This is a genomic window from Rhizobium sp. KNZ14-9A (assembly GCF_056755015.1).
Map to the genome: position 1 here is coordinate 2,600,072 of NZ_JBPGXB010000002.1, position 24,116 is coordinate 2,624,187.

The 24,116-nt window shown below is 60.6% G+C and carries 28 protein-coding genes; 20 read left to right on the forward strand and 8 right to left on the reverse strand.

Annotation, left to right across the window (positions count from 1 at the left end; translation table 11 throughout):
• Nucleotides 1–67: 67 nt before the first annotated feature.
• Nucleotides 68–1,285, reverse strand: a complete 1,218-nt coding sequence (locus ACR9ZQ_RS19655) for an NAD(P)/FAD-dependent oxidoreductase (protein ID WP_310382799.1) — start codon at nt 1,283–1,285, stop codon at nt 68–70.
• 86 nt (nt 1,286–1,371) lie between these two features.
• Entirely contained in the window at nt 1,372–2,487 is a 1,116-nt protein-coding gene (locus ACR9ZQ_RS19660; protein WP_310382798.1) for a Gfo/Idh/MocA family protein, read from the reverse strand.
• 207 nt (nt 2,488–2,694) lie between these two features.
• Here ACR9ZQ_RS19660 and ACR9ZQ_RS19665 point away from each other — a divergent pair, with 207 nt between their 5' ends.
• The 8 genes from ACR9ZQ_RS19665 to ACR9ZQ_RS19700 all read left to right on the forward strand — a co-directional run bounded on the left by ACR9ZQ_RS19665 (nt 2,695) and on the right by ACR9ZQ_RS19700 (nt 10,741).
• Nucleotides 2,695–3,567 (forward strand): MurR/RpiR family transcriptional regulator, encoded by an 873-nt coding sequence (locus ACR9ZQ_RS19665; RefSeq protein WP_310382797.1) that lies wholly within the window; start codon nt 2,695–2,697, stop codon nt 3,565–3,567.
• Nucleotides 3,568–3,660: 93 nt separating this feature from the next.
• Nucleotides 3,661–5,595, forward strand: a complete 1,935-nt coding sequence (locus tag ACR9ZQ_RS19670) for a bifunctional 5-dehydro-2-deoxygluconokinase/5-dehydro-2-deoxyphosphogluconate aldolase (RefSeq protein ID WP_310382796.1) — start codon at nt 3,661–3,663, stop codon at nt 5,593–5,595.
• Between the two features lie 24 nt (nt 5,596–5,619).
• The gene (gene iolD / locus ACR9ZQ_RS19675; RefSeq protein ID WP_481428600.1) at nt 5,620–7,470 is read left to right on the forward strand and encodes a 3D-(3,5/4)-trihydroxycyclohexane-1,2-dione acylhydrolase (decyclizing); all 1,851 of its coding nucleotides are present in this window, start codon (nt 5,620–5,622) and stop codon (nt 7,468–7,470) included.
• A 66-nt stretch (nt 7,471–7,536) separates the two neighbouring features.
• Nucleotides 7,537–8,454 carry a myo-inosose-2 dehydratase gene (iolE, locus tag ACR9ZQ_RS19680; protein ID WP_481428601.1) on the forward strand — a complete coding sequence of 306 codons (918 nt, stop codon included), beginning with the start codon at nt 7,537–7,539 and terminating at the stop codon, nt 8,452–8,454.
• A gap of 16 nt (nt 8,455–8,470) precedes the next feature.
• The gene (iolB, locus tag ACR9ZQ_RS19685) at nt 8,471–9,268 is read left to right on the forward strand and encodes a 5-deoxy-glucuronate isomerase (RefSeq protein ID WP_007821653.1); all 798 of its coding nucleotides are present in this window, start codon (nt 8,471–8,473) and stop codon (nt 9,266–9,268) included.
• Between the two features lie 91 nt (nt 9,269–9,359).
• Complete coding sequence (locus tag ACR9ZQ_RS19690) at nt 9,360–9,605, forward strand: DUF1127 domain-containing protein (RefSeq protein ID WP_113324165.1); 246 nt, start codon at nt 9,360–9,362, stop codon at nt 9,603–9,605.
• Between the two features lie 49 nt (nt 9,606–9,654).
• Nucleotides 9,655–10,488: a helix-turn-helix transcriptional regulator gene (locus ACR9ZQ_RS19695; protein ID WP_113324166.1), complete on the forward strand. Its 834-nt coding sequence runs from the start codon at nt 9,655–9,657 to the stop codon at nt 10,486–10,488.
• A gap of 88 nt (nt 10,489–10,576) precedes the next feature.
• Nucleotides 10,577–10,741 (forward strand): hypothetical protein, encoded by a 165-nt coding sequence (locus ACR9ZQ_RS19700; RefSeq protein WP_439014477.1) that lies wholly within the window; start codon nt 10,577–10,579, stop codon nt 10,739–10,741.
• Between the two features lie 97 nt (nt 10,742–10,838).
• Here ACR9ZQ_RS19700 and ACR9ZQ_RS19705 read toward each other — a convergent pair whose 3' ends face one another.
• Nucleotides 10,839–12,206, reverse strand: a complete 1,368-nt coding sequence (locus tag ACR9ZQ_RS19705) for an MATE family efflux transporter (RefSeq protein WP_481428602.1) — start codon at nt 12,204–12,206, stop codon at nt 10,839–10,841.
• A 37-nt stretch (nt 12,207–12,243) separates the two neighbouring features.
• Nucleotides 12,244–12,684, reverse strand: a complete 441-nt coding sequence (locus ACR9ZQ_RS19710) for a glyoxalase superfamily protein (protein ID WP_481428603.1) — start codon at nt 12,682–12,684, stop codon at nt 12,244–12,246.
• Between the two features lie 369 nt (nt 12,685–13,053).
• Here ACR9ZQ_RS19710 and ACR9ZQ_RS19715 point away from each other — a divergent pair, with 369 nt between their 5' ends.
• Nucleotides 13,054–13,392 carry a hypothetical protein gene (locus ACR9ZQ_RS19715; RefSeq protein WP_481429338.1) on the forward strand — a complete coding sequence of 113 codons (339 nt, stop codon included), beginning with the start codon at nt 13,054–13,056 and terminating at the stop codon, nt 13,390–13,392.
• A 72-nt stretch (nt 13,393–13,464) separates the two neighbouring features.
• Here the strand turns inward: ACR9ZQ_RS19715 and ACR9ZQ_RS19720 are convergent, their stop codons facing one another.
• On the reverse strand, nt 13,465–13,911 hold the full coding sequence (locus tag ACR9ZQ_RS19720; protein WP_007821673.1) for a baeRF12 domain-containing protein: 447 nt from the start codon (nt 13,909–13,911) through the stop codon (nt 13,465–13,467).
• Nucleotides 13,912–14,066: 155 nt separating this feature from the next.
• On the opposite strand from ACR9ZQ_RS19720, the gene ACR9ZQ_RS19725 reads away from it, so the two are divergent.
• The 3 genes from ACR9ZQ_RS19725 (at nt 14,067) to ACR9ZQ_RS19735 (ending at nt 16,255) form a co-directional block, all read left to right on the forward strand.
• The gene (locus ACR9ZQ_RS19725) at nt 14,067–14,468 is read left to right on the forward strand and encodes a DUF2177 family protein (protein WP_481428604.1); all 402 of its coding nucleotides are present in this window, start codon (nt 14,067–14,069) and stop codon (nt 14,466–14,468) included.
• Nucleotides 14,469–14,649: 181 nt separating this feature from the next.
• Complete coding sequence (locus tag ACR9ZQ_RS19730) at nt 14,650–15,048, forward strand: hypothetical protein (RefSeq protein ID WP_007821677.1); 399 nt, start codon at nt 14,650–14,652, stop codon at nt 15,046–15,048.
• A 94-nt stretch (nt 15,049–15,142) separates the two neighbouring features.
• Complete coding sequence (locus ACR9ZQ_RS19735) at nt 15,143–16,255, forward strand: pyridoxal phosphate-dependent aminotransferase (RefSeq protein ID WP_481428605.1); 1,113 nt, start codon at nt 15,143–15,145, stop codon at nt 16,253–16,255.
• Nucleotides 16,256–16,433: 178 nt separating this feature from the next.
• Here ACR9ZQ_RS19735 and ACR9ZQ_RS19740 read toward each other — a convergent pair whose 3' ends face one another.
• A complete protein-coding gene (locus ACR9ZQ_RS19740; protein WP_007821684.1) occupies nt 16,434–16,703 on the reverse strand; it encodes an SEL1-like repeat protein in 270 nt (89 codons plus the stop codon).
• A gap of 431 nt (nt 16,704–17,134) precedes the next feature.
• Between ACR9ZQ_RS19740 and ACR9ZQ_RS19745 the strand changes: the two genes are divergently transcribed.
• The 3 genes from ACR9ZQ_RS19745 to amn all read left to right on the forward strand — a co-directional run bounded on the left by ACR9ZQ_RS19745 (nt 17,135) and on the right by amn (nt 19,359).
• Nucleotides 17,135–17,473 (forward strand): DUF2147 domain-containing protein, encoded by a 339-nt coding sequence (locus ACR9ZQ_RS19745; RefSeq protein ID WP_113324171.1) that lies wholly within the window; start codon nt 17,135–17,137, stop codon nt 17,471–17,473.
• A gap of 131 nt (nt 17,474–17,604) precedes the next feature.
• Nucleotides 17,605–17,784 (forward strand): hypothetical protein, encoded by a 180-nt coding sequence (locus ACR9ZQ_RS19750; protein WP_113324199.1) that lies wholly within the window; start codon nt 17,605–17,607, stop codon nt 17,782–17,784.
• Between the two features lie 72 nt (nt 17,785–17,856).
• Entirely contained in the window at nt 17,857–19,359 is a 1,503-nt protein-coding gene (amn, locus tag ACR9ZQ_RS19755) for an AMP nucleosidase (protein WP_481428606.1), read from the forward strand.
• Nucleotides 19,360–19,405: 46 nt separating this feature from the next.
• Here the strand turns inward: amn and ACR9ZQ_RS19760 are convergent, their stop codons facing one another.
• Nucleotides 19,406–19,573, reverse strand: a complete 168-nt coding sequence (locus ACR9ZQ_RS19760) for a hypothetical protein (RefSeq protein WP_310382785.1) — start codon at nt 19,571–19,573, stop codon at nt 19,406–19,408.
• 155 nt (nt 19,574–19,728) lie between these two features.
• Here ACR9ZQ_RS19760 and ACR9ZQ_RS19765 point away from each other — a divergent pair, with 155 nt between their 5' ends.
• From ACR9ZQ_RS19765 to ACR9ZQ_RS19780, 4 genes are read left to right on the forward strand one after another with little or no spacing between them, the layout of a single operon-like run.
• Nucleotides 19,729–20,079 (forward strand): YciI family protein, encoded by a 351-nt coding sequence (locus ACR9ZQ_RS19765; RefSeq protein ID WP_310382784.1) that lies wholly within the window; start codon nt 19,729–19,731, stop codon nt 20,077–20,079.
• 12 nt (nt 20,080–20,091) lie between these two features.
• Complete coding sequence (locus ACR9ZQ_RS19770; protein WP_310382783.1) at nt 20,092–20,451, forward strand: YciI family protein; 360 nt, start codon at nt 20,092–20,094, stop codon at nt 20,449–20,451.
• 2 nt (nt 20,452–20,453) lie between these two features.
• On the forward strand, nt 20,454–20,813 hold the full coding sequence (locus tag ACR9ZQ_RS19775) for a YciI family protein (RefSeq protein ID WP_481428607.1): 360 nt from the start codon (nt 20,454–20,456) through the stop codon (nt 20,811–20,813).
• 19 nt (nt 20,814–20,832) lie between these two features.
• On the forward strand, nt 20,833–22,068 hold the full coding sequence (locus tag ACR9ZQ_RS19780; protein WP_481429339.1) for an RNA polymerase sigma factor: 1,236 nt from the start codon (nt 20,833–20,835) through the stop codon (nt 22,066–22,068).
• On the opposite strand, the gene ACR9ZQ_RS19785 is transcribed toward ACR9ZQ_RS19780, so the two are convergent.
• On the reverse strand, nt 22,058–23,026 hold the full coding sequence (locus ACR9ZQ_RS19785) for a lysylphosphatidylglycerol synthase domain-containing protein (RefSeq protein ID WP_113324176.1): 969 nt from the start codon (nt 23,024–23,026) through the stop codon (nt 22,058–22,060). The two genes, ACR9ZQ_RS19780 and ACR9ZQ_RS19785, sit on opposite strands and share 11 nt — an antisense overlap.
• Before the next feature lie 79 nt (nt 23,027–23,105).
• Between ACR9ZQ_RS19785 and ACR9ZQ_RS19790 the strand changes: the two genes are divergently transcribed.
• The gene (locus ACR9ZQ_RS19790) at nt 23,106–24,116 is read left to right on the forward strand and encodes a glycosyltransferase family 2 protein (RefSeq protein WP_007821703.1); all 1,011 of its coding nucleotides are present in this window, start codon (nt 23,106–23,108) and stop codon (nt 24,114–24,116) included.

Below are 24,116 nucleotides of genomic sequence, written 5' to 3' on the forward strand. Positions count from 1 at the left end.
GCGGCAAACGCGACGGCGACAGTTCAAAACTGAAACTGCCTGCAGAGCCGGGCGAGCCCGGCTCACCTCAGCCCAGCAATTGCTTTAGATCGGCCGCAGGATCGGCCAGGATTGCCCGATCGGGGTTGACGCCTGATTCCAGCATCTTCTTGCCCGTCACATAGGCCTTTGCATCATTGATGGCGTCGACGGCAATCAGCCTGCCCTCGCGGAAATACCAGACGGAGTTCGCTCCTTCGCGGGCACCGGGGCGCAGCAGCGTGTCATCATAGCCCATATTGAAGCCGGCAATCTGCAGCTTCACATCATACTGATCCGACCAGAACCAGGGTTTCGGGTCATAGGGTTCGTTGCCGCCGGCGATGACCGCTGCGGCGGCGTCCGCCTGATCGACGGCGTTCTGCACCGATTCGAGCCGGATGCGGCCGCCCTGCCAGGGCAGGCTCGCGCAATCGCCGGCCGCAAAGATCGACGGGTCGGACGTACGGGCGAATTCGTCGACGATGATTCCATTGCCGACTTCAAGCCCTGCCTCTTTCGCCAGAAGGTCGTTCGGCACGACGCCGATGCCGACGATGACGAAATCCACGTCGATGGTGCTGCCATCAGAGAGTTCGGCGCCGGTCACGCGACCATCCTTGCCGATCAGATGCTTCAGGCCGGTCTTTTCACGAATCGACACATCATGGCTCTTATGGATCGCGCGCATGATGTCGGCGGTTTCCCTGGCAGCGACGCGCTGCAGGATCCGGTCGGCCATTTCGATGACGGTCACCTCCAGGCCGAGATGGCGAGCGACGGCTGCGGCCTCGAGGCCGATATAACCGCCGCCGATGATGAGCACACGGCGGCCGGGTCGCATTTCCCCTGCCAGTAGGTCGGCGTCGCGCTTGTCGCGGGCGACATAGACGCTTTCCAGATCGCCGCCGATCGCCGCCGGTAGGCGGCGGGGCGTGGAGCCCGTCACAAGCGCCAGTGTGCCATAGTCGAGAACGGAGCCATCCTGCAGCAGGACCTGTTTCGTGTCGCGCTTGATCTGCTCGGCCCAGGTCGAGAGACGGATCTCGACATTGTTGTCAGGGTACCAATGCTCGGGACGGAACAGCAGGCGGTCGAAGGCCATCTCACCGAGCAGATACTTCTTCGACAGCGGCGGGCGCTGGTAAGGAAGCACGTCTTCGGCGCCGATCAGCGTGATCGGACGCGCATCCTTCAGCGCACGCAGCTTGGCTGCCAATGCGAAGCCTGCCTGCCCCGCGCCGATGATCACCAGTCTATCCGTCACGATGTCACTCCCGAATATCAGCTCTTCCACAGGGACAAGGCCTATCCCCTGCCCCAAACGCCGTCAACGGAAGCGAGGGTTTTGCCTCAGCCGATCTCGATCCAGCGGCGCTCATGGAAGGACTGTGCCATGGCGTGAACCGACTTCTCTATCCTGAGACCGTCTTCGAATGTCACGATCGACGCCGGCTCTCCGGAAATCGCGCGGATCAGCTCGCGGCATTCGATGATCTTGAGATCGTTGAAGCCGAGGCCGTGGCCGGGCGCCGGAATGAAGCGATCGTAGGGCTGATGGGCGGGTGCTGCCAGTATCTTGCGGAAGCCCTGCTCGGAGCCTCGGCCTTCGGCCTGATAGAGCTCGAATTCGTTCATGCGCTCCTGATCGTAGAGGATCGAACCTTTCGAGCCGTAGATCTGCAGCGCGATACGGCCCTTGCGGCCCCAGGCGGCCCGGTTTGCCATCAGCACGGCCGAAATGCCGCCGCCAAGACGCATCAGCACATTGGCCGCGTCGTGATTCTCGACCGCGCGGCGGCCGCCTTCCTTCAGAGGGCGGTCAGCATAGGGTTTGACCATATCCGTGGTGACGGCCTCGACATGGCCGAAGAGATACCAGAGCAGCGACAGCGGATGGACGGCGAAATCGTCGAGTGCGCCGTAACCGGCCGACAGCTCGCTCTTCCAATAGAAGAGGACGTCAGGATCGGCCATGAAATCCTCGTCCATTTCGACGCGGATATGATTGACGGAGCCGATCGCGCCTTCGCCGATCAGCGTCTTGATATGCCGCATGATCGGGTTCTGGATATAATTATAGCCGAGTACAGCGACCTTGCCGGACTGCCTGGCGATCTGAAGCATACGCTCGGCATCGGCATAAGCAGGCGCCATCGGCTTTTCACACCAGACATGTTTGCCGGCCTGAAGGGCGGCGATCGCCATTTCGGCATGGAACTGGTTGGGTGTGGTGACGGAAACGACATCCACTTCAGGATCGGCAATCAGCGCCCGCCAGTCGGCCGTTGCCTTCTCGAAGCCGAATTCGCCAGCGCGGGCGCTTGCGAGCCCTGCATTCGCCTCTGCAAGATGCACGAGGCGCGGGCGCTCGACATCGCCGAAGACCGTTTTCACCGCATTCCATGCCAGTGCGTGGCACTTGCCCATATAACCGGTGCCGATCAAACCTATGCCGAGTGGCTTCATGTCAGGGTCTCCTCCTCAAATCCGAAGAATTTTTGGAATATTTGGACCATTTTGACAAGCACGTCCTGATGCATCATTTCGCCTCACCTTGTCGAAGACTGTCTAAAACCCTTCATTTTCAGCCTATTAAAAACAATTAGGCGGCTTCGCGGAAATCGTTTATGCTCCGAAATATGGAATGTTTGTTTCATCTTCTGAGCTGTCAGCATGGATAGTGACCCCCAAAGAGCGCGTGTGCCGCGCGATTTCGAAAGCCTGCGCAGTACGATCATCGAGCGGAAGGCGAGCATGCCGAAACGGTTGGCACAGGTCGCCGCCTTTGCACTCGGCAATCCCGACGAGATCGCCTTCGGCACGACGGCGAGCATTGCCGCGGCCTCCGATGTACAGCCGTCCACGCTGGTGCGCCTCGCCCATCACCTCGGCTATGAGGGCTTCTCCGATCTCCAGAGCATTTTTCGCGAGCGGTTGCGCGACCGGACGCTGAGCTATGAGGAACGCCTTGTCACGCTGGAACAGTCCGGCGGGGATGACGAGGATGCAACCTTGCTTTCCGGCTTCATTTCGGCGGCCAGCCAGTCCGTGAACCGGCTTGCGGCGACGGTGCAGACGGACACTTTTGCCAAGGCCGTCGATATCCTGGCGGCGGCGGAGACCATTTATCTTATCGCCAAGCGGCGCTCCTATCCGCTGACGGCGCATATGACCTATGCCTTTTCCAAGCTGAACATCCGCCATCAGATCGTTGCCTCACCGAACGGCGTCGATCCGGAGATGGTGCAATTCGCCACGCCGCGCGACGCGGCGATTGCGGCAAGCTTTTCGCCCTATGCCGCCGACAGCCTCACCCAGAGCCAGGAACTTGCCGATCGCGGCGTGCCTGTTATTGCGATCACCGATTCGGCCTTTTCGCCGCTGGCGGCCTGCGCCACACATTGGTTCGAGGTAGCGGAGGCTGATTTCGGCGGTTTTCGCTCGCTCTCGGCCTCAATGGCGCTCACCATGGCGCTGCCGGTCGCCATCGCCGAGCGGCGACGCAAACTGCAGCATTCAAAACCCGTAAAGGCAAAAATGGAATAAACATTCCGAATTGACAAAGAGACGGAACCGATGTTTCATTATTCAAAATTCGCGGGCGTTTCAGGCCGCGTAAAAATCTAGCGGGAGGACATCATGGTACAATCGAATCCGGGCTCACAGCCGGAGCCGACACTCGACGTGATCACCATCGGCCGTTCTTCCGTCGATCTCTACGGCCAGCAGATCGGTTCGCGGCTGGAAGATATCGGCTCGTTTGCCAAGTCCGTCGGCGGTTGCCCGGCCAATATCGCCATCGGCACGGCGCGGCTCGGGCTGAAATCGGCGCTGATCACCCGCGTCGGCGACGAGCAGATGGGGCGCTTCATCATCGAACAGTCGGCGCGCGAAGGTGTCGAGACCAAGGGCATAAAGACCGACAAGGATCGGCTGACGGCGCTGGTGCTGCTGGCGGTAGAGGCTGAGGGCGTCTCGCCGATGATCTTCTATCGTTCCGACTGCGCCGACATGGCGCTCGACGAAGCGGATATCGATGAGGATTTCATCAAGTCCTCGCGCGCCGTGCTCGTCTCCGGCACACATTTCTCCCGGCCCAATACTGAGGCCGCGCAGCGCAAGGCGATCCGCATTGCCAAGGCCAACGGCCGCAAGGTGATTTTCGATATCGACTACCGACCGAATCTCTGGGGCCTTGCCGGCCATGCCGAAGGCTTCGAGCGTTATGTGAAGTCTGACCGCGTCTCCTCGAAGATGAAAGAGACGTTGCCGGATTGCGACCTGATCGTCGGCACGGAAGAGGAAATCCTGATTGCATCGGGTGCCGATGACGTACTCGGCGCACTGAAAGAAATTCGTCGCCTTTCGCCTGCGACCATCGTTCTGAAGCGTGGCGCCATGGGCTGCATCGTCTATGACGGCCCGATCAGCGACAATCTGGAAGACGGCATTGTCGGCCAGGGTTTCCCGATCGAGGTGTTCAACGTGCTCGGCGCGGGCGATGCCTTCATGTCCGGCCTGCTGCGCGGCTGGCTGAAGGATGAGCCGCTGAAGACCTGTGCCACATGGGCGAACGCCTGCGGCGCCTTTGCAGTTTCCCGCCTGCTCTGCTCGCCGGAATATCCGACCTGGGCCGAGCTCGACTTCTTCCTGAAGAACGGCAGTAAACACCGCGCGCTGCGCAAAGACGAGGCGATCAACCACATTCACTGGGCCTCCACCCGCAAGGGCGCAATCCCGCTTCTGATGGCGCTCGCCATCGATCACCGTTCGCAATTGACCAGTGTCTGCGACGAGCTCGGCGTCGACTACAAGCAGATCGTCGCCTTCAAGCGGCTGGCGGTGGAAGCAGCCTCCCGCGTCGCAGGTGGGCGGCAGGGCTATGGCATGCTGATCGACGAGCGCTTCGGACGCGATGCCTTCTTCGATGCCGCCAAGAAGAATTTCACCTGGATCGGCCGGCCGGTCGAGCTTCCGGGCTCCAAGCCGCTACGCTTCGAGTTCAGCCAGGATATCGGCTCGCAACTGGTGGAATGGCCGCTCGACCATTGCATCAAGTGCCTGTGCTTCTACCATCCCGACGATCCGGCAGCGCTGAAGAGCGAGCAGCAGGAGAAGCTGCGCACGCTCTTCGAAGCCGCGCGCAAGGTCGGTCGCGAACTGCTGGTGGAGATCATCTCCAGCAAGAACGGGCCGCTGACCGACGATACGGTCTCGACGGCGCTGGAGGAACTCTATGCGCTCGGCATCAAGCCGGACTGGTGGAAGCTGGAGCCGCAGGCCTCAACCGGCGCCTGGAAGAAGATCGATGCAGTGATTGCCAAAAATGATCCATGGTGCCGCGGTATCGTGCTGCTGGGGCTCGAAGCTCCCGCCGACGAACTGGTGAAGGGTTTCGAGGCGACACTGGCTGCGCCCTCAGTCAAGGGCTTTGCGGTTGGCCGCACGATCTTTGCCGATGCCGCGCGCGGATGGCTTTCGGGCAAGATCAACGACGAGCAAGCGATCGGCGATATGGCAGGCCGCTTCAAACAATTGACAGAGGCATGGCTGAAAACGCGTGGCCTCAATTAAGAGAGTGAATTTGGGAGGCGCCTGATGGGCAAGACGGTAAGATTGACGATGGCGCAGGCCGTCGCGCATTTCCTTAAAGCACAGATGACCATCGTCGATGGTAAGAAAGTGCCGATCTTCGGCGGCGTCTGGGCAATCTTCGGCCACGGCAATGTCGCCGGCATGGGTGAAGCGCTCTACCAGGTGCGCCAGGAACTGCCGACCTATCGCGCCCACAACGAACAGGGCATGGCGCATGCTGCGATCGCCTATGCCAAGGCGAGCTTCCGCCAGCGCTTCATGGCCTGCACGACCTCCATCGGCCCCGGCGCGCTGAACATGGTGACGGCGGCCGGTGTGGCGCATGTCAACCGCATCCCGGTCCTCCTCCTGCCCGGCGATATCTTCGCCAATCGCGCGCCCGATCCGGTGCTGCAGCAGATCGAGGATTTCGGCGACGGCACGGTTTCGGCCAATGATGCCTTCCGCCCGGTCTCGCGCTATTTCGATCGTATCACCCGGCCGGAGCAGATCATCACGGCGCTGAAGCGCGCCATGCAGGTGCTCACCGATCCGCTCGATTGCGGCCCGGTGACGCTGTCGCTCTGCCAGGACGTTCAGGCGGAAGCCTTCGACTATCCGGAGAGCCTGTTTGAGGAAAAGGTCTGGACGGTGCGTCGTCCGCAGCCGGATGCCGACGAGCTTGCCAATGCGATTGCGCTGATCAAGGCCTCGCAGAAGCCCGTCATCGTTGCCGGCGGCGGCGTTCTCTATTCGCAGGCGACCAAGGAGCTTGCAGCCTTTGCGGAAGCGCATGGCGTTCCCGTCGTGGTCACACAGGCCGGCAAGTCGGCGATCGACGAGCGTCATCCTCTGGCGCTCGGTTCCGTCGGCGTGACAGGCACATCGGCTGCCAATGCGATTGCCGAGGAAACCGACCTGGTGATTGCCGTCGGTACGCGCTGCCAGGATTTCACGACCGGCTCCTGGGCGCTCTTCAAGAATGAAGGCTTCAAACTGCTCAGCCTGAACATCGCAGCCTATGACGCGCTGAAGCATGACAGCCATCCGCTCGTCGCCGATGCGCGCGAGGGACTGAAGGCACTCTCGGCCGGTCTCTCAGGCTGGAAGGCGCCTACGGCGCTTGCCGAAAAGGCAACCAAGGAAAAGAAGGTCTGGATGGAGGCTGCCGCCAAAGCGATGGGCGCCACCAATGCCGCCCTGCCCTCCGATGCGCAGGTTATCGGCGCGGTTGTCCGTTCGATCGGCGGCGAGAAGACGACGCTGCTTTGCGCGGCCGGCGGCCTTCCGGGCGAGCTGCACAAACTGTGGCCGGCCACCGTTCCCGGCAGCTACCACATGGAATACGGCTTCTCCTGCATGGGCTATGAGATTGCCGGCGGCCTCGGCGCCAAGATGGCGCATCCGGAAAAGGACGTCGTCGTCATGGTCGGCGACGGTTCCTACATGATGATGAACTCCGAGCTTGCGACCTCGGTCATGCTCGGCCTCAAGCTCAATATCGTGCTGCTCGACAACAGAGGCTATGGCTGCATCAACCGCCTGCAGATGGCGACCGGTGGCGCCAACTTCAACAACCTGTTGAAGGACTCCTATCATGAGGTGATGCCCGAGATCGATTTCCGCGCGCATGCGGAAGCGATGGGCGCCATTGCGGTGAAGGTTTCCTCCATCGCCGAGCTCGAACAGGCGATGGCCGATTCGAAGAAGAACGACCGTACCTCGGTCTTCGTCATCGATACCGACCCGCTTGTTACCACCGATGCCGGCGGCCACTGGTGGGATGTCGCGGTGCCGGAAGTCAGCCCGCGCGGCGAGGTCAACAAGGCCCATGAGGCCTATGTCAAGGCACGCGCCGCCCAGCGCGTCGGTTGATCGGATTGCTGTCATTTTCGGGAGGAGCGGAAGCGCTCCTCCGCGCTATTTTTAAGGAGACTATCGATGAAGGCCAAACTCGGCATGTCGCCCATCGCATGGTGGAACGACGATCTTCCTGAACTCAGCGACGACGTGTCCCTCGAAGAATGCCTGCGGCAATCCCGCACCGCCGGGTTTACCGGCATGGAGCAGGGTCGCCGGTTCCCCAGCAATCCCCAGGAAATGCTGCCCATCTTGCGTGCTGCCGATGTGACGCTCTGCGGCGGCTGGTTCTCCGGTACGCTGGTCAATGAGGAGCTTGCGGCCAACAAGGACCGCATTGCGCCGATGATTGGACTCTTCAAGGCGGTCAATGCGCCCTGCATCGTCTATGGCGAAGTCGGTCGCTCGATCCAGGGCGATCGCTCCAAGCCGCTCGCGACCAAGCCGCGTCTTAGAGATGACGAGATGAAGGCCTACGCGCGCCGCGTTACCGAATTTGGCGAATGGTGCGCGGACCAGGGCATGCCGCTTTCCTATCACCACCACATGGCGGCCGTCGTCGAGACCGAACCGGAACTCGATGCCTTCATGAAGAATTCGGGTGTCGGCATTCCGCTGCTGCTCGATGCCGGGCATCTCGCCTTTGCCGGCGGCGACGTGCTGCGTGCCATCGACAATCACCACGCCCGCATCAACCATGTGCACGTTAAAGATATCCGCAAGCCTATTGTCGACGGGCTGGATCGCAGCAAGCAATCCTTCCTCGATGCTGTGGCGCTCGGCGCCTTCACCGTGCCGGGCGACGGCTCGCTCGATTTCGGCGCCATCGTCAAGCGGTTCGCCGAATACGGCTATGAGGGCTGGTTCGTCGTCGAGGCGGAGCAGGATCCGCGCAAGGCGCCGCCGCAGAAGATGGCGGAGATCGGCCATGCGGAATTGATGCGGGTTATGACGGCTGCTGGTTATACGGTGGAGACGGAAGGTTTCCCGAAGGGATAACGGAGGAGAAACACCAATGCCAAACCTCAAGGTAAAACCGTCGGGCAAGACCGGCCGCGTCACGCATGTGACGCCCGAAAGCGCCGGCTGGACCTATGTCGGCTTCGACATGTACCGCCTGAAGCCGGGCGAGACGGCCTCTGGAGAGACGGGTGAGCGGGAAGTCTGCCTCGTCTGGGTGAGCGGCAAGGGCAAGGCTTCCGCCGGCACCAGGGATTTCGGCACGCTCGGCGAGCGCATGAGCCCCTTCGACGGCGCGCCGCACGCTCTCTATATACCGATGGAATCGACATGGTCGGTGACGGCCGAGACCGATCTCGAGCTTGCCGTCTGCTCCGCACCCGGCGGCGGCACTTATGAGGCGAAGGCCATTCCGCCCGGCACCCACCCCCCGGTGACGCGAGGCAAGGGCACGAATGTGCGCCACGTCAACAACATCATGCCTGAGGATGACAGCTCGGCGCATTCGCTGCTCGTCGTCGAGGTCATCACGCCCGGCGGTCACACCTCTTCCTATCCGCCGCACAAGCATGATCAGGACAACCTTCCGCATGAGAGCATGCTGGAAGAGACCTATTACCACCGCCTCAACCCGCCGCAGGGTTTCGGCTTCCAGCGTGTCTATACGGACGACCGCTCACTCGATGAGGCGATGGCCATCGAAGACGGCGACGTGACGCTTGTGCCGAAGGGGTATCATCCGTGTGCGGCGACGCATGGCTATGATCTCTATTATCTCAATGTCATGGCCGGGCCGAAGCGCGTTTGGAAATTCTACAATGCGCCGGAACATGAGTGGCTGCTGAAAGCCTGAACGGGCCGCAGATCGCTAAATAATCTGACAGCGGGCGGGCCGCGCAAATGGTTCAATCCTCCCATTCAAACGCAATGGATGGAGGAACACCATGCGCGGCTCAAGCCTTACCGTTTACTCTCAGACCACTCGCCGGACAGAAATCAGGCAATCCCGTCTTCTTGCCAAACTCCTTGATGGTTTGCGCTGGCTGGCGCGCAAGATTGCCGAGCGGCGCAATCGCAGCGCCGTCATGGAATTGTCCGACGATCAGCTCAAAGATATCGGTCTTTCCCGCGGCCAGATCGAAAGCGACGTGCATATCTCAAGCCACTACTGGAACAACAAAGGATTGTGATAGGCTGGTGCGGCGGGCGATGCTCGCCGCCCGAATTCCGGAAAGACCGATGTCGCAATTTTCGACCGCATTGCTCCTGAAGACGAAGACCGTCACGATCCGTGACATCGTCTGCAATGGCGAATGCCGTCACAAGAGCGACGAGGAATGCGCGCACAAGACCAGTCTCGTCTATCCCTATCGCGGCGTCTTCATGCGCCATGTCGGGCGCAACGACACCGTGGCGGAAGCCAATCAGGTACTGTTCTTCAATGTCGGGCAAGGCTACCGCATCAGCCATCCGGTCGATGGCGGCGACGCCTGCATCGATCTGTCTATCGACGAATCCCTGCTTGCCGAGCTTGCGCCTAGGGATCAGGTACAGGCCGGCGAGTTGTTCGGCTTCAAACGCCAGCGCCGGCGTGTCGATCCGCGCGCGCAGGCGCTTGTCGCCCTTCTGCGCCATGGCCTTCGCCGCAACGTTGCCGAGACATTGGAGGCGGAAACGCTGGCGCTGACGCTCGTACGCCGCTCGCTCGGCGAGCGCACCTCGCATGCGGCGGGTGCCAGTGCCGGACGGCAGAAACTTGTCGACCGGGCAAAGCTCGTGCTCTCCTCTGATCTGGCGCGGCGGTGGACGCTGGCGGAAATCGCGACCGAAGTCGGCGTTTCGCCTGTCTATCTCACGCAGGTCTTCCAGCAGGTGGAGGCGACGCCGCTCTATCGCTACCAGCTTCGGCTTCGCCTTGCCCGTGCGCTCGATCTGCTCGGTGAGTATGAGGATCTGACTGCGCTCGGCCTCGATCTCGGCTTTTCCAGCCACAGCCATTTCACCTCATCCTTCCGCCAGGCCTATGGCCAGACGCCGGCAGAGTTCCAGCGCGCAACGCGGCTGCGGGCGTAAAGTCGCTAAAGAATTCGACAGCGACGAAAGGGCCAGCAGTGGTCTTATGATCCTACCCCAGACGGGGACCCAACCGGAGGATGACAAGATGAAGAAGACCACATGCGCTGCCTGCGACTGCGAACTCGGACCTGATGCCATCAGCGTCAAGCTTGGCGGGAAGACCGTCGAGGTCTGCTGCGAGGAATGCGCTCAGGCGCTCGGAGAAGCGGAGGCGGCTGTGGCATCCGCACCTGCAGCAGGTCAGAATTGAAAGCAAGGCCGCGCCGAAAAAGGCGCGGCCTTGTTTCTTTGTTTTACGCAATTCCGGACGCAAAACCGCTGCACACTTTTGCTGGAATTGCTTGCCTTCAGGCAGGCAACAGCCCGTAGCGCCGGCCAAGCCGTTTCGCATTGCGCGCAAGTACGGAAAAGACCAGCAGGAACATGCAGGCCTCGGCAAAGACCGGCACCATCCAGATGCCCATCTCCCCGAAAGCATACGGCAGCAGAAAAGTCAGCGGCAGCGTGAAGAGATAGGCACGCGACAGACCGAAGATCGCCGCACGTTTGGCATCGCCGATCGCCTGGAAATAGCCTGACAGCACGATCATCTGACCGAACAGGAAATAAGCGCCGACCGTCCAGGGCAGGATGCGCGAGACCTCGGCGATGACGATCGGATCAGCAACGAAGACGTGGCCGATGCGAGTTGCCAGCAGCTCCACCGTAATCTCGACGCCAGTGCAGTAGACGAGCGCTGCGATCAAGGCGATCTGCAGGCTGCGGCCGACCCGCTCTGAAAGACCCGCTCCGTAATTGTTGCCGCAAATCGTCTGGGAAGCGATGTTGAGGCCAAGCAGCGGCAGATAGGCGAGCGTCATGACGCGGGTGATGATGCCGTAAGCGCCGATGGTTGCGACATAGTCGCCCTCGCCCCAGATCGACAGGTTGAAGATCACGGCTGCCGAGCAGAGCGAGATGCCGATGAAGCCGAGGCTCATCGGCGCACCAAGCGCCAGGATCGGCCGCCAATCCGAAAGCGGAAAGCGGGATGCCGGACGGAGTGCGCGCTCATTGCGCCAACGGTAGATCAGCACGGCAACGAGGCAGATCGCCTGCGCCAGCACGGAGCCCAGCGCTGAGCCGGCCACACCCCATTGCAGAATCGCCATGAAGAACCAGTTGGCGACGATGTTGAGTGCCGTGGCAGCGAGCATCACCATGGTCATGAAGCCGATCCGGCCTTCACTGCGCAGGGCGTCGATATTGAGCGACAGGAAGAAGGCGATTGGCGCGGCACCGATCATGATACCCATGAAGGTGCGGGCATTTTCGGCTACTGTGAGGTCACCACCTGCCGCATTTGCGACGACGTGCCAGCCGACGGTCCAGTAGATCACGTTGATAACAAGCACCACCGCAATTGCCAGCACATGGGCAGCCGCGAAGGTGCGCCGGGCGGCATCGCGATTGCCGCCGCCAAGCTCGCGGGCAAGGATGCTTGCCATGCCGTTCGAGACGAGCGACTGCAGGGCAACGAGCATCATCAGGCCAGGGAAAATCAGGGTAACGGCTGACAGTGCGCCAGCCCCAACATAGGCGCCGAGGAAATAGGCGTCCACCACGGCGAACAGGCCGTTGATGGTAGTGATCAGAATGATCGGCAGCGCCGTGCGGGCAAAAACGGCAAGCAGCGGGCCGGTCAGAAAAGTATTGGTTTCAGAACGTGAGGTCATGGACGGAATCCGGGTGTTGCGGGCAACGATTTGGCGATCAGATATCGAGAACGAGATGCGGCAGACCGTTCGAGGTCTTGCGCGGTGAAACGCCATTCTCGTCGATCTGGGCGTGGATGCGCTGGCGGAAGGCCGAGAAGCTCTCGAAGGTCACGACATCAACGGGCTCATCGAAATGGATGGTGACCCTGTAGAACTCGCTGCCGGGCACCGCCGAAAGCGCCAGGACCTTGCCGGTGAAGGGCTGGTTCAGATAGCGGCCGCGGACATGGGCGCCGACGAAAATCGGCGAGGCAGGTTTGTCATTGGGTTTTGCAGCAAGGGCCGACAGCGTATTCCAGTCGCGGGCGCCGTATTGGCGGGCGATCAGTTCCAGGGCGGCGGCATGGGTTATCTCGCTTCCGCGCTCAGTCATGGCCTGTCGCAGGCGCTTTGCCTGGGCCTTCAGTTCGTCGACCGGTGGATAGGTCCCTGTCATGGGTGTACGAGTTACGGGTTCAGCCTCTCAAAGGCATGCCATTCGACTGTCAGGGGGGCTCGCATTGCCGTCAGTCAGCATGCACAGTGGCTGTGACCATGATCGCGAGGGCTTCACCATGGATCTTCATCCGCGAGCGGCCGGTGCCTCGAACCGGCTTCTCTATGCGCGACGACAGGTCGCAAGTCAAGATCGGCACAGGCTGGTGAAAAATTGGGCAGATTCTGGACAGTATTGCCAGCAATAAAAGCGTTATGCCGTTAGATTTTGCACAAGCTTTCAATTTTAAAGATGTTGTTCAGCAGATGTAAGCATTCACGCGCTAAAGTCTGATCGTACAACAAAGCGGAGGCTGACATGGCCTTTCAGATGCACCTCGACACAGAACATCCCAAGCCTGAACAGGCTTACCGAGAATTCAACCTCGACCGGCCCGGCAACATCATCTTCGTCGGCCACCACCTCAGCACCGGTACGCAAGTCCGCTGCCTGATCCGTACCATCACGCTTGCCGGCGCGCTGCTGGAAGTCAGCCCCAGCCTTGAAATGCCGCAGAATTTCTTCCTGGAAATCCTCGGTATCCATGACGAGATCGGCTCGACCGTGGTCAAGCGCGAAGACGAGTTCGTGACCATCAGCTTCAACATGCTGCTGAACCCCGAATTCCTGCATCACGTGCTGCGGCTCAGCTTCGAAACCAGCCTCTGATTTTAGACCTTCTCCCCATAAGGAAACGCGGGCCATACGACCCGCGTTTCGAACAGCGATGATTTATCGCGATCAAGCGGCGAGGTGCCGCTCGATCTGGTCGATTGGCAGATTGGTGTAATCCTTCGCCACTTCAGCCGAGATCGCTGCCTGGGCATCGGCGCTGAGATTGGGCCGCAGCGTGCCGAGCGCGCGCGGCGGCGCCACCAGAACGATGCGGCTTGCCTCCTTCTCATGCACGAGCTCGTCGAGCTTTACGGCAACTTCCTTCAGGAAGTCGGCTTCGGCCTGGTCCTGCCAGTTGGTCTCCTCCATGGCGCTGCCGCTCAGTCCGTCAGGCGCGTAAGAGCGCCCGGGCTTGTCGGTGCCGAGTTCACGGTCAGGTTGGTTGGGCTGCGTGAGCGTTTCGCGGACCTGGAGATTCATCAGTTCCGCATCGCCGGCATTCTGCAGGATCAGGGCCTTCGCCCCATCGCAGACAACGACCCAGGATTCCCAGGGGACTTTGACGTCAGTCATTTGATTTCCTCGCTTTCATGATTGGAAGCAGCGTACCGCTTGAGGAAAAACGCCCGGCAACTGAAAGAGTTCGGGAAAAATCTGCGCAAAGAGAATCAACGGCGATCCGGAGGGCATGCCATGGCGTAGAAGGGCAAAGCGGGAGATCAAAGACGATGAAGACAGCGCTTGTCGCCTATGCCGGGTGCCTTCTCACCCTTGCCGTCATCGACGCAATATGGCTCGGCATCGTCGCCCGCACCTTCTACCGCGATCAGCTCGGCGAGCTGATGCTGCCCTCGCCGAACCTTGGCATCGCCGCCCTTTTCTACCTGCTCTTCACAGTTGCAATTGTCATACTAGCGGTTTTGCCCGGGCTTTCCAGCGGCTCGCTCGGCACGACGCTGCTCTATGGTGCCATTTTGGGACTGGCGGCTTATGGCACCTACGACATCACTAATTTGTCGACACTGAAGAACTGGCCGCTCGCTATGAGCCTTATAGATATGGTCTGGGGAACCTTTCTGACGGCACTTAGCGCTGCAGGAGGCTATTGCGCGGCAAGATTGATGGCCTGAGCGCGAATGGTTTATTCCCAAGAGGGCACAATAGATGTGCCGCTAACGCACAAATTTCAAACTCGCTAAAATTGTAGTTTTATATTTGACGAATGTGAAAAACATTCGTGTGAGCCTCTCCGTCGAACAGCCTGAAATTTGAACTGCCCCAAATTTTGAACTGCCTGACGGAGAATGCGAAATGGAAATGCTCCGCGCAACGCACCTCGCCACGGTGAAGTCGGCTGTCTACGACATTCGCTGGGAGGAGTTCAACGTCAAACGACCGGCTCGTATCGTCGCCGTTCGCCCCTGTCTGACCGGGATTTCGATGCGCAGCGCCGAAATCCTCGATATTTCCCAGGGCGGCGCGACCTTCGTCGTGTCGACCACGGCGGGCCTGCCCAAACATTATTATCTCAACATCCTGGGGCTTGCCTACCGCATCGGCTGTGCCGAGGTCTACCGCCATCATGAGCGTATCGGCGTTCGTTTCATCAACCTGATAGAGCCGGATGTTCTACGCAAGGTAGTGCGCGCCGACTTCATGATCGGCAACACGGAAGCGATCGACGCCCGCCGCAACGGCAGCCGCGTCTGAGCCGTCACGAACGAGAAATAATCTTGCTTGCCTTGGCAAAGCGAGAGCCTATTGTTGCGCGGCATTTTCAATAATTCCGGGAAATTGCCCTCGCATGTCTGCCTTTTTGCGCTTCACGCCGCTTGCCAGCGCCCTGCCCTCCACCGTTCCTTTCGTTGGCCCCGAGGCTATCGAGCGCCAGCGCGGCGTTAAAGTCGAAGCGCGCATCGGCGCCAATGAAAACGGCTTCGGCCCGGCTCCCTCGGTCATTGCCGCCATGCGGGAACAGGCCGGCGATATCTGGAAGTACAACGATCCGGAAAATTATGCGCTGCGCGAGGCGCTCGCCACCCATCTCGGCGTGACACCGGCCAATATCGCCGTCGGCGGCGGCATTGACGAACTGCTCGGGCAAATCGTGCGGCTGGTAATCGAGCCCGGCGGCACCGTCGTGACCTCCTTCGGTGCCTATCCGACCTTCAATTTCCACGTGAACGGTTTTGGCGGCCGACTGGTCACCGTTCCCTATGCCGGCGACCGTGAAAATCTCGACGCGTTGCTCGATGCAGTCAAGCGCGAGAATGCGCCACTCGTCTATTTCGCCAACCCTGACAATCCGATGGGAAGCTGGTGGGATGCCGACAAGATCGTCGCCTTCGCGCGCGCCCTGCCGGAAACCTGCCTGATGATCCTCGACGAAGCCTACAGCGAGACCGGCCCGGCCTCCGCCCTGCCGTCGATCGGGTCGCTCATCGACCTGCCGAACATCGTGCGCACCCGCACCTTCTCCAAGGCCTACGGTCTTGCCGGCGCCCGCGTCGGCTATGCCATCTCGACACCGGGCACGGCGCAGGCCTTCGACAAAATCCGCAACCATTTCGGCATGAATCGGCTTGCGACGGTTGCAGCCCTCGCAGCCCTCAAGGATCAGGCCTATCTTTCCGAAGTGATCGGGAAAATCCATGCCGCGCGCGACAGGATCGCTGATATTGCCAGGGCAAACGGCCTGCAGCCGCTGGCATCGGCCACCAATTTCGTAGCTATTGATGCCGGACGCGACGGCGCTCACGCGCGGGCCATCGTCGATGCGCTGATGGAACACGGTGTCTTCATCCGCATGCCGGGTGTCGCACCGCTCAACCGCTGCATCCGCGTCAGCGTCGGGCCGGAAGCCGACATGGCGCTGCTCGAAGAAGCGCTCCCACTGGTCTTAAAAAAACTCGCCTGACAATGGGAAACCAAACGGGTAAACCGCGGCCGGCGGGAGGGCGCCGGTCGCGGTTTCCTTCTCCCGGCGTCGGTCCCGTCCAAAGCGCCCCGCCAGCTCCCCTCTTTTGAGGTTGTTATTTCGAATTATCTTGTTGCAGACGGTCCTCAGTGCATGTCGCGCCAAGCGACTATACGCTTTAGTGGATCGTCATCCATTCGCGGGCGGCGCGGAGCGCTTCGGCAAGCTGCATCTTGCTCATCGAAGCGGCCACATCGGCGCGCAGCTCGGCGGCGCGGTCGTTGCCCTTGATTGCAGCGATGTTCAGCCACTTGTGAGCGGAGACGAGATCGATCTCGCAACCACGGCCGGTCGCATACATCAGACCCATTTCGCAGAAGACATCGGCGCTGTTGTTTTCGCCACCCATGGTGGCCATTTCAGCATTGTGCATTTCAAAGCGTGCCATCGGTTTCTATCCCTGTTTAGCCTGTTAAGACGTACCCTGTTTTACCTTTGGGCCTTGCCATCTTCTGCGGCTTTCGGCCTCTCCGGTCCGGCGGGTTTGCCCCGCTCGTTTGATGGGTTCACTATGCCAAACTGCTTTCAAAAAACGCCTAAAATGCATGATTAATTTGACGCAAACAAAGTGCAAATGCTTGGTAAACTTGGGTTTTTGTTAAACATCGGAATCCCTGCAAATTAAGGATTTTTGCGCGCCTTTTACGAAAAATTCAGATTTGGAAATTGAGGATTTGTTCACTATGAAATCAGCATCGATCCGGCGATCATCAGAAAAAACCTGACGGGAAGGCCGGAATTCGGGCTCTTCGGAGGCGTATTTACCTTTACGTTCGCGTCAGTTATTTTCGCGCCATTTCATATCTCATGGAGGAAGAGATGATCCGTACCCTCGTTCTCGCCGGCGCGCTGGCACTTGTGGCAGGCCTTGCACAGGCGGATGAACCGATCGTCGGCAACTGGAAGACCCGCGCCGGCGACACGGCGGCGATTGCGCCCTGCGGCGGTGCTTACTGCATCACGCTGAAGACCGGCAAATATGCCGGCAAGAAGATCGGCAGACTGTCCGGCACCGGCGGCAGCTATAGCGGTGAGATCACCGATCCTGCCGACGACAAGACCTATAGCGGCTCGGGCAGCATCTCCGGCGGCTCGCTCAAGATGCAGGGCTGCGTGATGCAGGTCTTCTGCAAAACGCAAACCTGGACCCGTCTCTGAAACGCTCCGGCAGGCTCTGAGAACCTTAGCCGGCCTCAGAAACTGAACGCAAAATGAACCGCTATCTCAGCACCCGTTCAGCCACATCATGGCAAAACAGCACCATGAAGGGCGTATATCGGGGTAAGGACGTGGACGTGTTCATTCTGGCGAGACGGTTTACAATCATAACGCTGTTTGCGGCGATCTTCGCGATCTCTTTTTCAGCAGTCGTCGTGCGCACCGGCGGCGGCGGCGCACAGCAGTCGCATTTCGGCGCGAACTATACCTGCCTGGAAAGCAGCGGCGGTTACTGCACCACCATCCGCTGAGACCCGGGAAAAATCTGGGTCTCAGCCTTTGAGCGTCGTTTGCTTGTTAAAAACAACTCTCTATAATGCCTCATGAGCAAACGAATTTATCCCCTGTCCGCTTTCGACATTTCGTCCCCTCCCCCTTTCGAGCCGCAAGCCTTCGATGATCCGGCAAAAGCCGTCGAAGCTTTGACGGAGCTCTACGAGCGCAACACCTCGTTCCTGATCGACAGCTTCACCAAGCTCGCGCAAGGGGCGCCGGTCACCTCCCGCTACCGCGCTTTCTATCCGCAGGTCAGCATCGAGACGACGAGTTTCGGTCATGTCGACTCCCGCCTTTCCTATGGCCACGTGACGGCACCGGGCGTCTATACGACGACGGTCACGCGACCGAAGCTCTTCAAACATTATCTGAAGGAGCAGTTGCTGCTCCTGATGAAGAGCCACAATGTGCCTGTCGTCGTCTCGGAATCCCCCACGCCGATCCCGCTGCACTTCGCTTTCGGCGAAGGCGCGCATGTGGAAGCGTCTGCGGCGGCTTTCGTCGATATTCCGCTGCGCGATCTCTTCGATACGCCTGACCTCAACACGACGGATGACGAGATCGCCAACGGCGAGTATTTGCCGCCTCCGGGCGAGCCCTCACCGCTGGCACCCTTTACCGCACAGCGCATCGACTATTCGCTGGCCCGCCTGTCACATTACACGGCGACGGGTGCCGAGCACTTCCAGAACTTCGTGCTGTTTACGAACTACCAGTTCTATATCGACGAGTTCTGCTCCTGGGCGCGCAAGCTGATGGCAGAAGGCGGCGATGGCTATACGGCCTTCGTGGAGCCCGGCAACATCGTCACGCTGGCAGGATCGAGCGTTCCGGAAACGGATGTGACGCTTGCCCGCCTGCCGCAGATGCCGGCCTATCACCTTAAGAAGAAGGGCCATGCCGGGATCACCATGATCAATATCGGCGTCGGTCCTTCCAACGCCAAGACGATCACCGACCACGTGGCCGTGCTTCGCCCGCATGCCTGGCTGATGCTCGGCCATTGCGCCGGCCTGCGCAACAGCCAGCGGCTCGGCGATTATGTTCTGGCACATGCCTATATGCGCGAAGACCATGTGCTCGACGACGATCTGCCGGTCTGGGTGCCGATCCCCGCACTTGCCGAAGTGCAGGTGGCGCTCGAGGCGGCCGTTGCCGAGATCACCGGTTACGAAGGCTTCGAGCTGAAACGCATCATGCGCACCGGCACGGTCGGCACGATCGACAACCGCAACTGGGAACTGCGCGATCAGGCCGGCCCGGTGAAGCGCCTGTCACAGGCGCGCGCCATCGCGCTTGACATGGAATCGGCAACGATCGCCGCCAACGGCTTCCGCTTCCGCGTACCCTATGGGACGCTGCTCTGCGTTTCCGACAAGCCGCTGCATGGCGAACTGAAGCTGCCGGGCATGGCGACTGCCTTCTACCGCACGCAGGTGAACCAGCATCTGCAGATCGGTATCCGGGCGATCCAGAAGCTTGCCGCCATGCCGCCGGAAACCTTGCATTCGCGCAAGCTGCGCAGCTTCTTCGAAACGGCGTTTCAATAAGATATCAGGCGCGGCCCGGCCTTATCCTCCGGGCCGCGCACTGTTCTCAAGCGCTTGCGGCAAGCTGCAGCGCTGCGATCAGGCCGGCAAACGCCGCCAGCGCAATCACGGTCCTGACCAGCACCTTTATCACCTCGACATTCTCAAGCGGCGGCATCTTGCGTGCGCCGCGTGTGACGATCAGGTGTGCTATTCCGATTTCAAGCATGCTCATTGCTCCATCTCCTCGATGTTGTCAGATGAAGCTTTGTCGAGCGCTGCCTCGGCTGTTCGACATTCAGGCCGCTTAAAAGATATTTTTCTTCCCTGTCGAAAAGCGCCTAGGCTGTTCGTCCAAGGGCTGTGAAAGCACAGCGTGGAGGATAAGCAATGAAATATCTTTGCCAGGTCTGGTTCGACGGCACGGTGCTGTCGGCCATGTCGCAGGAAGAGAAGAACAAGCTCGACCGGGATTCGCTCACCTATGATCGCGATCTTGCCGACAGCGGTCATATGATCGTTGCCCAGGCGCTGCAGTCGCCACAATCGGCGGTCACGGTCCGGGTGCGCGGCGGCGAGATGTCGGTCACAGATGGCCCCTTCATCGAGACGAAGGAGGCGCTCGGCGGCTTCATCCTGATCAACGCCAAGGACCTCAACGATGCGATCCGTGTTGCCGCCGGCATTCCGCTGGCGAAGCTCGGCGCGATCGAGGTTCGCCCCATCCATGAATTCGGCTGAGGAGGTGACGCCATGAAGTTTCTGGGCCAGATCTGGTTCGATACCGAAAAGAGCAAGCGGGTTACGCCAGAGGAATGGGAGGCCGTCACCCAAGAATGCATCGTCAGTGACGATAGCTGGCGCGAAAGCGGCCATATGCTGAGCGCGCTGGCGCTCTACGAGCCGGAGCAGGCAGTGACGCTCAGGGTTCGCAATGGCACCGTCGCTGCAACGGATGGTCCTTTCGCAGAGATCAAGGAGCATCTCGGCGGCTTCGTCGTGATCGAGGCTGGAGATATGGAGGAAGCGAAAGCGATCATCTCCACCTTCCCGATCCTCAAATATGCATCGATCGAAATCCGGCCCGCCTATTCGATCAAGGATGGGAGATAGCCATGCGCTTCGTCTGCCTCATCTATAATTCCGCCGATACGGACGGCACACTCAGCCAGGCCGAGGGTGACGAGCTCGTCAGGGCGCATTTCCAGTATGACGAGGAACTTCAGCGCAAAGGCATCATGATCCATTCCGATGCATTGGAAGGTCCTGACTGTGCCTCCGTGTTGAGGGTGCGCGATGGCACTCTGTCTTCGACCGACGGCCCATATGTCGAGACCAAGGAACATCTGGCCGGCATCTACATCATCGAGGCGGCCGATCTGGAAGTTGCACGCAAGGTCGTCGCGGGCATTCCGAGCGTCCGGGTCGGGTCGATCGAATTGCGCCCGGTGAGACTGCTCACCCTGCCGCAGTGAGGGTCGGCCGTTGAGACAGGTGATCGGGGAACAGGTGATCGAAGATATCTACCGGCAGCATTCGCGCCGGGTTCTGGCGACGCTGATCCGCCTGCTCGGCGATTTCGACCGGGCGGAGGAAGCGTTGCACGACGCCTTTGCGGCGGCAGCGCGGACATGGCCGGTTGACGGCATGCCCAACAATCCCGGCGCATGGCTGGTTTCGACCGGCCGCTTCAAGGCGATTGATCACCTCAGGCGGCGGGCGCGCTTCAACGCCTCGCTGCAGCATATCGAGGACGGCCTTTACCCTGATGGCACAGAAACGGAGATCGGCGATATGGAACCGATCGAGGACGACATGCTGCGGCTGATCTTCATCTGCTGCCATCCGGCTCTTGCCGCCGATGCACAGACTGCGATGGCGCTGCGCGAGGTCTGCGGATTGACGACGGAAGAGATTGCCCATGCCTTCCTGGTGCCGGCGCCGACCGTCGCGCAGCGCATCGTGCGCGCCAAGAACCGCATCAGGACGGAGAATATCCCTTATGAAGTGCCTGTCGGGGCGGAGCTTCCGGAGCGGCTCGACCGGGTGCTGCATGTCATCTACCTCGTCTTCAACGAGGGCTATTCGGCATCCTCAGGCAACACGATCGTCCGCGCCGACCTGACGGCCGAGGCGATCCGGCTTGCGCGGCTGCTGGCAACCCTGCTGCCGCATCCGGATGTCGCAGGCCTGCTTTCGCTGCTGCTCCTGCAGGAGTCGCGCCGTGCTGCCCGACAGGATGTCGACGGCGCGCTGGTGCTGCTTGCCGATCAGGATCGCTCGCGCTGGGACCGAAGCAAGATTTCAGAGGGGCTTTCGCTGCTCGCAAGCGCCATGCGCACGCCTGATATCGGCATCTATACGGCTCAGGCGGCGATCGCGGCGGAGCACGCGAAGACCGGCAGCATCGAGGAAACGGACTGGCGGCGCATCGCCTTCTATTACGACCTGCTGATTGCTGCCCACCCTTCGGCAATCGCCGAGCTCAATCGCGCCGTCGCAATCGCCATGTCCGAGGGGCCGGAAAAAGGACTGGCGCTTGTCGACGCCATTCTCGGCAAGGGAGAGCTGACGACCTATCACCTCGCCCATTCGGCGCGGGCCGATTTCCTGCGCCGGCTCGAACGCCGTGCCGAAGCGATTCAAGCTTACGAGACGGCGCTGACATTCTGCCGACAGGAACCGGAACAGGTCTTTCTGCGCAAGCGCATTCTGGAGCTTACGACCTAGCCTTGCGGCGCCGGCCGAGGGGAAGCGAGATGGCGGTCCCGGTCAGGGCCGAGACGATGATGAGCAGGTGGGCGTTGACGCTTGCCTGGGCCAGCGCACCCAGCGCAGCGCGTTCGCTTGAAGCACCGAAAGCGATCGCGCCGGCGGTGATGCCGGCCGGATAGGTGCCGACGCCACCGGGCGCGTGGACCGGAAGGACGGAGGAAAGCTCACCGCCCAGCGCACCACCGAAGCTTGCGGCCATCGGCATCACGCCCATCAGGCCGAGCGCCCAGGCGAGCACCAGCACCTTCACCAGCCAGTTGACGATGGTCATCGCCCAGGCGCGGCTAAAGGCGACGGCATCGAAAGGCAGTCCATTCTCGATTTCATGAAGCAGAGCCTGCGCCTTGCGCGGCAGAAGTTTTGCGCCGAGGCGCAGCAGCGGCTTGCGGGCAGCGAAGGCGAAGACCGGCAGGAACAGGAAGATGACCCAGACAAGCCATGCAAGGGCTGCGTTCGGGGCGGCGACAGCAAAGCCGAGGCCGGCGGCGGCCAGCAGCGCATGCAGGTCCAACAGCCGCATGACCAGCAGAGCGGAGGTGCCGCGTGTCAGGGGAATGCCGAATTCCGTGCGCATCAGCACCGGAAAGCTGGTTTCGCCGGCGCGGAAGGGCAGCATGATGTTCAGAAGGTTATGGATCTGGGTGACCCGGAAGAGCGTTGCGAAACGGCCCCCTGTCTCCCGTGGAAAATAATCGTAGATGCGCCATGTACGCAGGAAATAGGTGCTGGTCAGGAGTATCAGCGCGCCGATGACCGGACGTGGACCGACGGCGGCCCATTGTTCCAGTATGACCGACCAGCCCCAGAACCATTCGATGAAAAGTGCATAGGCTGCGACGATTGCGACCGTCAGGAGGCTCATGCGATTGCGCAGAAACCAGGATTGCCCGCTTTCAACACTCGGGGTCTTCATGTATCAGGCTTCCTAAGTTTGGCTGCGGCGGCTGGCTTCCATTGGCTTCCATTGCCGCGCCTTTTAGGAGAAATGAAAGTTGCAGACAACGGTAGAGTCCATTCGCGATGCGAATGATCAGGTGCAACCGCTCGAACTGTCGCTGGTCGTTCCAGTCTTCAACGAGGAAGAAAGCATCGGCCCGCTCGTCGAGCGCATTGCCGCGGCGATGGTAGACTATCCGCATCGCTGGGAACTGATCCTCGTCGACGACGGCAGCACGGACGCAACGCTCGTCAATGCCCGCAAGTTCGTCAACCGCGAAGAGCTGGCGCTGCGCATCGTCGAGCTGCAGCGCAATTTCGGCCAGACCGCCGCCATGCAGGCCGGCATCGATACGGCGCAAGGCCGGCTGATCGCCACGATGGACGGCGACCTGCAGAACGACCCGAAGGACATCCCTTCGATGGTCTCGGAGCTGGAACGGCGCGAACTCGACCTGCTCGTCGGCTGGCGCAAGAACCGCCAGGACGGGCTGCTGCTGCGCAAAATCCCCTCCTGGTGCGCGAATTACCTGATCGGCCGCATTACCGGCGTGAAGCTGCACGACTATGGCTGCAGCCTGAAGATCTACCGTGCCTCGATCATCAAGCAGGTGAAGCTGATGGGCGAGATGCACCGCTTCATCCCGGCCTGGGTTGCCGGAGTCGTGCCGAGCTCGCGCATCGGCGAAATGGCCGTCACCCATCACGCACGCCAGCACGGCACCTCGAAATATGGCATCTCGCGCACCTTCCGCGTGATCCTCGACCTGCTGTCGGTGATGTTCTTCATGCGCTACAAGGCGCGTCCGGGCCATTTCTTCGGCTCGCTCGGCCTCGGCCTCGGCGGCCTCGCAGCGCTGATCCTCATCTATCTCGGCTTCGACAAGTTCATTATGGGCAACGATATCGGCACGCGACCGATGCTGATGGTCGGCGTCGTGCTGCTGCTTTCTTCGGTGCAGATGATCACGACCGGCATCCTGGCGGAGATGATCGCCCGCACCTACTACCGCGACGACGCCTCGCCGAATTATATCGTGCGCCAGATCTTCTCTCGAGAAAGCTGA

What these genes read in the sequence shown, in the direction of transcription:
- ACR9ZQ_RS19690 (WP_113324165.1), top strand. Translation starts at nt 9,360, where the DNA reads ATGCGCGGCTCAAGCCTTACCGTTTACTCTCAGACCACTCGCCGGACA.
- ACR9ZQ_RS19700 (WP_439014477.1), top strand. Translation starts at nt 10,577, where the DNA reads ATGAAGAAGACCACATGCGCTGCCTGCGACTGCGAACTCGGACCTGAT.
- ACR9ZQ_RS19765 (WP_310382784.1), top strand. Translation starts at nt 19,729, where the DNA reads ATGAAATATCTTTGCCAGGTCTGGTTCGACGGCACGGTGCTGTCGGCC.
- ACR9ZQ_RS19720 (WP_007821673.1), bottom strand. Translation starts at nt 13,911, where the DNA reads ATGACTGACGTCAAAGTCCCCTGGGAATCCTGGGTCGTTGTCTGCGAT.
- ACR9ZQ_RS19660 (WP_310382798.1), bottom strand. Translation starts at nt 2,487, where the DNA reads ATGAAGCCACTCGGCATAGGTTTGATCGGCACCGGTTATATGGGCAAG.
- iolD (WP_481428600.1), top strand. Translation starts at nt 5,620, where the DNA reads ATGGGCAAGACGGTAAGATTGACGATGGCGCAGGCCGTCGCGCATTTC.
- ACR9ZQ_RS19735 (WP_481428605.1), top strand. Translation starts at nt 15,143, where the DNA reads ATGTCTGCCTTTTTGCGCTTCACGCCGCTTGCCAGCGCCCTGCCCTCC.
- iolE (WP_481428601.1), top strand. Translation starts at nt 7,537, where the DNA reads ATGAAGGCCAAACTCGGCATGTCGCCCATCGCATGGTGGAACGACGAT.
- ACR9ZQ_RS19730 (WP_007821677.1), top strand. Translation starts at nt 14,650, where the DNA reads ATGGAAATGCTCCGCGCAACGCACCTCGCCACGGTGAAGTCGGCTGTC.
- ACR9ZQ_RS19710 (WP_481428603.1), bottom strand. Translation starts at nt 12,684, where the DNA reads ATGACAGGGACCTATCCACCGGTCGACGAACTGAAGGCCCAGGCAAAG.
- ACR9ZQ_RS19665 (WP_310382797.1), top strand. Translation starts at nt 2,695, where the DNA reads ATGGATAGTGACCCCCAAAGAGCGCGTGTGCCGCGCGATTTCGAAAGC.
- ACR9ZQ_RS19760 (WP_310382785.1), bottom strand. Translation starts at nt 19,573, where the DNA reads ATGAGCATGCTTGAAATCGGAATAGCACACCTGATCGTCACACGCGGC.
- ACR9ZQ_RS19725 (WP_481428604.1), top strand. Translation starts at nt 14,067, where the DNA reads ATGAAGACAGCGCTTGTCGCCTATGCCGGGTGCCTTCTCACCCTTGCC.
- amn (WP_481428606.1), top strand. Translation starts at nt 17,857, where the DNA reads ATGAGCAAACGAATTTATCCCCTGTCCGCTTTCGACATTTCGTCCCCT.
- iolB (WP_007821653.1), top strand. Translation starts at nt 8,471, where the DNA reads ATGCCAAACCTCAAGGTAAAACCGTCGGGCAAGACCGGCCGCGTCACG.
- ACR9ZQ_RS19740 (WP_007821684.1), bottom strand. Translation starts at nt 16,703, where the DNA reads ATGGCACGCTTTGAAATGCACAATGCTGAAATGGCCACCATGGGTGGC.
- ACR9ZQ_RS19670 (WP_310382796.1), top strand. Translation starts at nt 3,661, where the DNA reads ATGGTACAATCGAATCCGGGCTCACAGCCGGAGCCGACACTCGACGTG.
- ACR9ZQ_RS19785 (WP_113324176.1), bottom strand. Translation starts at nt 23,026, where the DNA reads ATGAAGACCCCGAGTGTTGAAAGCGGGCAATCCTGGTTTCTGCGCAAT.
- ACR9ZQ_RS19775 (WP_481428607.1), top strand. Translation starts at nt 20,454, where the DNA reads ATGCGCTTCGTCTGCCTCATCTATAATTCCGCCGATACGGACGGCACA.
- ACR9ZQ_RS19745 (WP_113324171.1), top strand. Translation starts at nt 17,135, where the DNA reads ATGATCCGTACCCTCGTTCTCGCCGGCGCGCTGGCACTTGTGGCAGGC.
- ACR9ZQ_RS19705 (WP_481428602.1), bottom strand. Translation starts at nt 12,206, where the DNA reads ATGACCTCACGTTCTGAAACCAATACTTTTCTGACCGGCCCGCTGCTT.
- ACR9ZQ_RS19770 (WP_310382783.1), top strand. Translation starts at nt 20,092, where the DNA reads ATGAAGTTTCTGGGCCAGATCTGGTTCGATACCGAAAAGAGCAAGCGG.
- ACR9ZQ_RS19715 (WP_481429338.1), top strand. Translation starts at nt 13,054, where the DNA reads ATGCACCTCGACACAGAACATCCCAAGCCTGAACAGGCTTACCGAGAA.
- ACR9ZQ_RS19695 (WP_113324166.1), top strand. Translation starts at nt 9,655, where the DNA reads ATGTCGCAATTTTCGACCGCATTGCTCCTGAAGACGAAGACCGTCACG.